Source organism: Streptococcus pseudoporcinus LQ 940-04 (assembly GCF_000188035.1).
Classification (GTDB): domain Bacteria; phylum Bacillota; class Bacilli; order Lactobacillales; family Streptococcaceae; genus Streptococcus; species Streptococcus pseudoporcinus.
In genome coordinates this window covers 24,616-32,292 of sequence record NZ_AEUY02000001.1, presented here as the reverse complement: position 1 = coordinate 32,292, position 7,677 = coordinate 24,616, and the positions used below count along the sequence as shown (strand labels likewise).

General features: G+C 30.5%; 10 protein-coding genes and 2 pseudogenes. All 12 read left to right on the top strand.

Annotated features, from left to right (window positions below):
• On the top strand, nucleotides 1-541 hold a 541-nt coding region (locus tag STRPS_RS00155), incomplete at its 5' end, for a type IV secretory system conjugative DNA transfer family protein (protein WP_007895921.1).
• 18 nt (nucleotides 542-559) lie between these two features.
• Nucleotides 560-835 carry a hypothetical protein gene (locus STRPS_RS00150; protein WP_000335272.1) on the top strand — a complete coding sequence of 92 codons (276 nt, stop codon included), beginning with the start codon at nucleotides 560-562 and terminating at the stop codon, nucleotides 833-835.
• A gap of 46 nt (nucleotides 836-881) precedes the next feature.
• Nucleotides 882-1,295: pseudogene (locus STRPS_RS10775) on the top strand (TraM recognition domain-containing protein); the annotation flags it as partial.
• Between the two features lie 63 nt (nucleotides 1,296-1,358).
• Nucleotides 1,359-1,877 (top strand): ClbS/DfsB family four-helix bundle protein, encoded by a 519-nt coding sequence (locus STRPS_RS00140; protein ID WP_001258250.1) that lies wholly within the window; start codon nucleotides 1,359-1,361, stop codon nucleotides 1,875-1,877.
• 37 nt (nucleotides 1,878-1,914) lie between these two features.
• A pseudogene (locus STRPS_RS10905) lies at nucleotides 1,915-2,337 on the top strand (polyketide cyclase).
• Nucleotides 2,338-2,404: 67 nt separating this feature from the next.
• Nucleotides 2,405-3,022, top strand: coding sequence for an SAP domain-containing protein (locus tag STRPS_RS00130; protein WP_007894973.1), 618 nt, complete (start codon nucleotides 2,405-2,407; stop codon nucleotides 3,020-3,022).
• A 223-nt stretch (nucleotides 3,023-3,245) separates the two neighbouring features.
• Entirely contained in the window at nucleotides 3,246-3,557 is a 312-nt protein-coding gene (locus STRPS_RS00125; protein WP_000373442.1) for a hypothetical protein, read from the top strand.
• 1 nt (nucleotide 3,558) lies between these two features.
• Nucleotides 3,559-3,774 carry a Maff2 family mobile element protein gene (locus STRPS_RS00120; RefSeq protein WP_000394204.1) on the top strand — a complete coding sequence of 72 codons (216 nt, stop codon included), beginning with the start codon at nucleotides 3,559-3,561 and terminating at the stop codon, nucleotides 3,772-3,774.
• 10 nt (nucleotides 3,775-3,784) lie between these two features.
• A complete protein-coding gene (locus STRPS_RS00115) occupies nucleotides 3,785-4,648 on the top strand; it encodes a VirB6/TrbL-like conjugal transfer protein, CD1112 family (RefSeq protein WP_000466914.1) in 864 nt (287 codons plus the stop codon).
• A 9-nt stretch (nucleotides 4,649-4,657) separates the two neighbouring features.
• Complete coding sequence (locus tag STRPS_RS00110; protein WP_002842303.1) at nucleotides 4,658-4,948, top strand: hypothetical protein; 291 nt, start codon at nucleotides 4,658-4,660, stop codon at nucleotides 4,946-4,948.
• A 1-nt stretch (nucleotide 4,949) separates the two neighbouring features.
• Nucleotides 4,950-5,360 (top strand): PrgI family protein, encoded by a 411-nt coding sequence (locus STRPS_RS00105; protein ID WP_007894969.1) that lies wholly within the window; start codon nucleotides 4,950-4,952, stop codon nucleotides 5,358-5,360.
• The gene (locus STRPS_RS00100; RefSeq protein WP_037598822.1) at nucleotides 5,251-7,674 is read left to right on the top strand and encodes a VirB4-like conjugal transfer ATPase, CD1110 family; all 2,424 of its coding nucleotides are present in this window, start codon (nucleotides 5,251-5,253) and stop codon (nucleotides 7,672-7,674) included. Before STRPS_RS00105 ends, STRPS_RS00100 begins: the two co-directional genes overlap by 110 nt.
• Nucleotides 7,675-7,677: the final 3 nt, after the last annotated feature.

Genomic DNA, 7,677 nt, shown 5'->3' with positions numbered 1-7,677 from the left:
CCTACTTGATGAGTTTGCAAACATCGGCTTAATTCCAAAATTTGAGAAACTAATAGCGACAATTCGTTCAAGAGAAATATCAGCAAGTATAATTCTGCAAGCACAATCTCAATTAAAAGCAATTTATAAAGACCATGCAGATACAATAGTTGGTAACTGCGACTCTACACTCTTTTTAGGAGGAAAAGAAAAAACAACAGTAAAAGAATTATCAGAAACCTTAGGAAAAGAAACCATAGACCTATATAACACATCAGAAACAAGATCCAACCAAAAATCTTTTGGTCTAAATTATCAAAAGACTGGGAAGGAACTTATGAGCCAAGATGAAATAACTGTAATGGATGGCGGTAAGTGTATATACCAGCTAAGGGGAGTAAGACCTTTCTTGTCTGATAAATTCGATATTACAAAGCATAAGAATTACAAGTTGTTGGAAGATTATGATAAGAAAAACTTGTTTGATGTAGAAGAGTATTTAACAAATAGAGATAAGGTAAAGTTAAAATCAAGTTATAAAATAAATAGATTAAATATTTGAGTTTATGGAGAAAGCAAAATGTGTAAAAATAGAAAAACATCTTTAATTATATTAAATATAAATGGGGAGCAGTTTATTCTGGAAAGTGATACAGAACTCACAAGGGATAAGAAAAATTATATTGAAGCAATATGTGAGACAATGTACGATGAAAGTAATGAATGGTATGAAGATATATATGATATGTCCCCATATGATATAGCTGAGCTATTTGAAAAAACGGTAAAGGACGAAGTAGGAATAACTGTTACATTTAAAGCGATAGACCTTGAAGTATCGATTTTAGAAGACTAGAAATAAGGTATTAATAGGCGATAGACATTAAAAACTCTCAAGATAAATATCAGTAAGCATAATACTGCAAGCACAATCTCAATTAAAAGCAATCTATAAAGATTATGAGATACAATAGTTGTAACTGTGACTCCACACTATTTCTAGAAGGAAAAGAAATCATAGACCTAAATAACAAATCAGAAACAAGATCAAATCAAAAATCTTTTGGACTAAATTACCTAAAAGACAGGTAATAAACTTATGTGTCAAGATGAAATAACTGTATGGATGGTGATAAATGCTATGCCAACTAAGAGGAGTAAGACCTTTCTTGTCTTATAAATTCGATATTACAAAACATAAGAATTATAAGTTATTGGAAGATTATGATAAGAAGAATTTATTTGATGTGGAAGAGTTTTTGAAAAACAGAGATAAAATAAAAATAAATAGGAACAGTTTGATTACAAGATTATGAATTAACGTAATGATAAAAATATTTTTGGTATAATATCTATATATAAACCATGGAGGTAGGCATATGAGGTCTTATGAAAGTAAGGAAGAATTAAAGAATGAGATAAAGAAAACTTTTGAAAAATATATTTCAGAGTTTGACAATATACCAGAAGAACTAAAAGATAAAAGACTAGAAGAATTTGATAGGACACCAGCAGAAAATCTTGCCTATCAAGTAGGCTGGACGACTTTAGTATTAAAATGGGAAGAAGATGAGAAAAAAGGTATAGATGTTAAAACACCATCAGATAAATTCAAGTGGAATCAACTTGGAGAATTATATCAATGGTTTACAGAGAACTATGCCCATAAATCTCTATATGAACTAAAAGAACAACTAACAGAAAATGTAAAAAAAATTTATCTTATGATAGATGAATTAACAGATGAAGAATTATTTAAACCACATATGAGAAAATGGGCAGATGAAGCAACCAAAACTGCTACTTGGGAAGTATATAAATTTATTCATGTAAATACAGTAGCGCCATTTGGAACATTTAGGACTAAGATTAGGAAATGGAAGAAATTAGTTCTATAGATAGAAAAGTATAAATAAGTTTACTTAGGAGGATTTTATGGCAGTTGCAAATATCAAAGTTACATTAAATTGCCCAATAGAAAAAGTATGGGATAAAGTTACTGACCTTCGTGATTTTGGTTGGAGAAGTGATATCAAAGATATCAAAATTATTGATGATAAGAATTTTGTAGAGATTACAAAAGATGGGATAGAAACAAATTTTAAAGTTATAGAATGTATGAAACATCAATGCTGGTCTTTTGAAATTGAAAACGCAAATATAAAAGGAACTTGGATAGGAAAATTTTATTCGAATTGAGATAAAACAACATTAGATTTTACAGAAAATATTATTTCTAAAAAATTTACATTTAAACCTTTTGTAGGACTATATTTAAGAAACCAACAAAAACTGTATTTTAAAGATTTGAAGGAATCACTTAATTGTGAAGAAGCAAGTCATGTTCAAGTGTTATGAAAATAATGAAATAGATAAATTGGAGTAGCCTATTCATATATTTAGATCTTTTCGAAAGGATAAAACAATGATAGAAGGTAGACCTAAATTTGATAAAATCACATCGTTTGATGAGTTTAATAAATACTATTGGTATCGTGAAGAACTTTCACAGATATGCAAGTTATTAGGATTAGAATATAGAGGTACAAAACAAGAACTCACTTATATTATTCAGCAGTACTTTAAGGGTGATGTGATTAAAAAGTCATCAATAAAAAACATAAAGAAACAAGTTGATTATATTACTTTAGATATGCCTTTACTTGAATGTGGATTTTCCTTTAATTCAAAATTCAGAGAATATTTTTCTGTTGTAACAGGTGTTTTGCCTTTCAAATTTACTGCAGATATGGCAACGGCTTGGAGAAAAGTGAAAAGACAAAATGATTTGAGTTTTACAATTCAAGATATGCTCAAAGTTTATTATGGAAAATCAGATTATGCTAAGTATGATAATTCGGTTTGTCAATGGAATCAATTTTTAAAGGATTTTTGTGCAGACGAAATTAGTTGTAACTACTCTAATAAAATACAAGTAGCTGCAATTCTTTGGAAAGAAGTCAGAGATTCAAAAAACAAAAAAGTTTATTCACGAGAACTTATAAAAAAATATGAGGATAAAATAGAAGACTATCACAAGTAAACAGAAACTATTTTTTTGAATGAAAAAAATTAATACAGATAGATGTTATGCGATAGAAAGTAATAATTCTGTCGTCTTTTTTTTATGCTCAAAATTAGGAGGTCAAAATGGTAAGGATAAGAAGCCCCACTTAAAACAATTTAATATATAAGACATTTAGCGATTGAAATATAAGTTCAGTCGCTTTTTTAATTGAAATTTATGGATTAAGGAGAAGAAATTAATGGATAGAGAAATGATAAATATTAATGCAAATTTGGTTAAGGAAGCTGAATTTTCAGAATTTGAAAAAGATGGAGAAAGTGTTCAAGTAGCAAATTTTGCTCTTGTTAAAAAATATGGAAAGGGCAAAGAATATACAAATTGCTCAGTATATGGACAAAAGGTAGAAATTGTAAAAGAATTTGAAAAAGGAGATCTAATCCATGTCTTTGGATATTTCAAAGAAAATAAAAAAGGAGATAAGGTCTACAAAAATTTTATAGTTAAATCACTAAACAAAATAGAAAATAAGAAAGAAAACGAGGAGGAATAATATGGAATTTTTTACAGCTGGAGTTGGAGTTTTAAAGACACTTGTAACTGCAATTGGTGCAGGTTTAGGAGCATGGGGAGTTATTAACTTAATGGAAGGTTATGGTAATGATAACCCTGGTGCTAAATCTCAAGGTATTAAGCAGCTTATGGCTGGTGGGGGAATTGTACTAATCGGTATTAAATTAATTCCACTACTTGCAAATGCTTTAAATTAGGAGAAAGTCTATGTTTGGTATCTTTGACAAGCTAACTGAATTTTTTAAGGATATGCTACTCGGAGGTATCAAAGCAAATCTTGAGTCCATGTTCTTAGATATAAATGACAAGGTAGGAGTTATTGCAACTGATGTTGGTAAAACACCAATGGGTTGGAATGGAGAAGTATATAACTTCATAAAAAACATTAATGATAATGTTATTGTTCCAATAGCTGGTCTTATAATAACAGCAGTTTTATGTATTGAACTCATAAATATGGTTATGCAAAAGAATAATATGCACGATACAGATACTTTTGAGTTTTTCAAATACATTATAAAGATGTTTATAGCAGTCTACCTTGCAAGCCATGCCTTTGAATTTTCAATGGCAGTCTTTGATGTGGCACAAAATCTTGTAAACAAAGCGGCAGGGGTAATCACTACTTCTGCCACTGTTTCAGGAGATCAGATAGTTGCTATGGTTGATACATTAAAAGAAAAAGATGTTGGTGCATTAATAATGATATTAGTTGAAACAAGCCTTGTAAGGATTGCAATTCAATGTATATCTTTAACTATTACTTTAATAGTATATGGGCGTATGTTTGAAATATATGTCTACTCATCAGTATCATCCATACCATTTGCGACTATGGGAAATAAAGAATGGGGTCAGATTGGAACAAATTATATCAAGGGACTTTTTGCCTTGGGACTACAAGGTTTGTTTTTGATGGTATGTTTAGGTATCTACACTGTTTTAATAAGGACGGTACAGATTACAGATATTCACGCAAGCTTGTTTAGTATATTAGGATATGCTCTACTACTTGGACTTATGATGTTTAAGAGTGGAACAGTTGCAAAAAGTATTATGAATACGCACTAGGAGGAATAAATGATAAAAAAGAAAAATTGTGCTTTATTGGGACTTGGAATTTTATTGGGAGGAACTTATGAAATCGTAAAAGAGAAGAAAAGAAATGAAGAGATTAGAAACTTAAAGAAAAGAATAAATAGACTCGGAAGATGTCATAATGAATTTGTTATGTATCAAGGAGAATACAATGACAGAAATGAAGAAAAACAAGAAGAATTAGAAGAAAGAATTAGCTACCTAGAAGAGGAAACAACATCTAATTATGACCATATACTTGAACTTTCCAAAGAAGAAGTAGAGGGAGATTAAAATGGCATATGTACCAATACCAAAAGATTTGGACAAGATTAAAACAAAAGTTGCCTTTAACTTAACTAAAAGACAACTTATAGGTTTTTCTGTGGCAGGATTAATTGGCATACCAACCTATCTATTTATGAAGAAATATCTACCTAATGATGTTTCTATCATTGTAATGCTAATAGTAACCCTGCCAATCTTTTTTATAACCTTATATGAAAAAGACACCTTAACCTTTGAAAAATATTTTAAATTTTTCTATCTTCATAAGTTTTATCAACCAACTAAGAGAATAAGAAAGGAGGAATACCTTGAAGCAAAGAAAAAAGCAAATCAGCGACTTAAATCTAAGGGAAAAACAATTAAAAAAAGACCGAAAGGAAGTAAGAAGGCTAAAAACAAAGAAAGATCCAACAAATAGTCTTCTAAGTGTTCTTTTAAAGAAAGAGAAAAAGAGATTTACTGTTGAGGATACTATTCCATATATAAGAATGTTACCAGAGGGCATTTGCCAGTTAGATGAAAAAAATTATTCAAAGACAATTTCATTTCAAGATATAAATTACCAGTTGGCATTGGAAGAAGATAGAGATTTAATCTTTAACCAATTTGCCAACTTTTTAAATTCTTTTGATCCAAGTGTCCACATTGAACTTTCATATGTAAATCAATTAGGAAGAAATATAGACCTACAAGACGCAATTAAAATTGCTGATAAGGGAGACTTCTATGACGATGTAAGAAAAGAGTTTAGGGAGATGTTAAAGCTTCAACTTGCAAAGGGCAATAACGGACTTAAAAAGATGAAGTATATAACATTTACAACAGAAGCCGATAACCTAGAGCAAGCAAGAGCAAAGTTAAATAGACTTGAAGTAGATATTTTATCTAACTTTAAATCTATGGGAGTAAGAGCAGAGAGTCTTGATGGCGAAGAAAGGTTAAGACTTGTTCACGATATGTTAAATCCAGATAAAAACTTTGATTTTTCATATAAAGATTTGAAGAAGAAAGAGTCTACAAAGTCACATATAACTCCCAATATCTTTAATTTTGCACCAGCAAATAATTTTAAATTTGGGAAATTCATTGGAGCAGTAAGTCATTTTCAAATACTAGCAAGTGAGCTATCAGACAGAATGTTATCTGAGTTTTTAGATATTGATGACAATATTTATGTAGCTTTTCATATAGATGTAGTTGAACAAGCAGAAGCCATTAAACTCATTAAGAGAAAAAATACAGACTTGGACAGAATGAAAATTGAAGAACAAAAGAAAGCAGTTCGTGCTGGATATGATATGGATATTATTCCTTCAGATATAAATACTTTTGGGGCTGATGTTAAGTCCATGTTATCTGACTTACAAAATAGAGATGAAAGGCTCTTTGTAGTTACCATAGTAATGATGAATTTTGCAAGAACTAATCAAAAATTAGAAAACACTATTGCTCAAATATCATCAATTGCAAACAGACATAATTGTCAGGTAAAAAGATTATCTCATCAACAAGAACAAGGACTTGTTTCTGTCTTACCTCTAGGAGTTAACCAAGTCGAAATAAAAAGATTTTTAACTTCATCATCAACGGCAGTATTTATGCCTTTTACAACAGAAGAGCTATTTATTGATTCGGCAAATTCTTTGTACTATGGCTTAAATGCCCTTAGTCAAAACTTGATAATGGCAGATAGGAAGAAACTAAAGAACCCTAACGGATTAATATTAGGTACACCAGGTTCTGGTAAATCTTTCTCAGCAAAGAGAGAGATGGCAAATGCAATTCTTGTAACAGATGATGATGTAATTATTTGTGATCCTGAGGGCGAGTATTCAAACCTTGTAAAACAATTTAATGGAGAAGTTATTAAAGTTTCGGCAAAATCAAAGGACTACCTAAATCCATTAGATATTAATATGAACTATGGAGATGGGGACGCACCTTTAAAGGATAAGGCAAACTTCATAATGTCTATGCTTGAACTTGTAGTAGGAGGATCTGGTCTTACTGCTGCAGAAAAATCTGTTATAGATAGGTGCTTACCAAAGATATATCAAAAGTATTTTGAAGACCCCAAACCAGAAAATATGCCTATATTAGGAGATTTATACGATATGCTCCTATCCCAAGAAGAGGGAGTTGGTAGAAAACTAGCAACAGAAATGGAAATTTATGTTAAGGGAAGTCTTAATGTATTTAATAATAGGTCAAATGTTGACCTAAATAGGCAATTGCTCTGCTTTGATATAAAAGAGCTGGGAACACAACTTAAAAAAATAGGTATGCTTGTAATTCAAGACCAAGTTTGGAACAAGGTTTCCCTAAATAGAGGAAGCAAGTCTACAAGATATTATATAGATGAGTTCCACCTTTTATTAAAAGATCCACAAACTGCTTCATATTCAGTAGAAATCTGGAAAAGATTTAGAAAATGGGGCGGTATTCCAACAGGTATAACTCAAAACGTAAAAGACCTTTTAACAAGTCAGGAAATTGAAAATATCTTTGATAATACAGACTTTGTTCTAATGTTAAATCAAGCATCTGGAGATAGAGATATTCTTGCTAAGAAATTAAAAATATCGCCTTATCAGTTAAACTATATTACTAATTCAAATGCAGGTGAGGGACTATTATTCTTCGGAAATACTATTGTTCCCTTTATAGATAAGTTCCCTAAGGACACCATGCTATATAAGCTGATGACAACAAAACCAGAAGAAGCTAAGTAGGTG

What these genes read in the sequence shown, in the direction of transcription:
- STRPS_RS00130 (WP_007894973.1), top strand. Translation starts at nt 2,405, where the DNA reads ATGATAGAAGGTAGACCTAAATTTGATAAAATCACATCGTTTGATGAG.
- STRPS_RS00110 (WP_002842303.1), top strand. Translation starts at nt 4,658, where the DNA reads ATGATAAAAAAGAAAAATTGTGCTTTATTGGGACTTGGAATTTTATTG.
- STRPS_RS00125 (WP_000373442.1), top strand. Translation starts at nt 3,246, where the DNA reads ATGGATAGAGAAATGATAAATATTAATGCAAATTTGGTTAAGGAAGCT.
- STRPS_RS00115 (WP_000466914.1), top strand. Translation starts at nt 3,785, where the DNA reads ATGTTTGGTATCTTTGACAAGCTAACTGAATTTTTTAAGGATATGCTA.
- STRPS_RS00120 (WP_000394204.1), top strand. Translation starts at nt 3,559, where the DNA reads ATGGAATTTTTTACAGCTGGAGTTGGAGTTTTAAAGACACTTGTAACT.
- STRPS_RS00140 (WP_001258250.1), top strand. Translation starts at nt 1,359, where the DNA reads ATGAGGTCTTATGAAAGTAAGGAAGAATTAAAGAATGAGATAAAGAAA.
- STRPS_RS00105 (WP_007894969.1), top strand. Translation starts at nt 4,950, where the DNA reads ATGGCATATGTACCAATACCAAAAGATTTGGACAAGATTAAAACAAAA.
- STRPS_RS00150 (WP_000335272.1), top strand. Translation starts at nt 560, where the DNA reads ATGTGTAAAAATAGAAAAACATCTTTAATTATATTAAATATAAATGGG.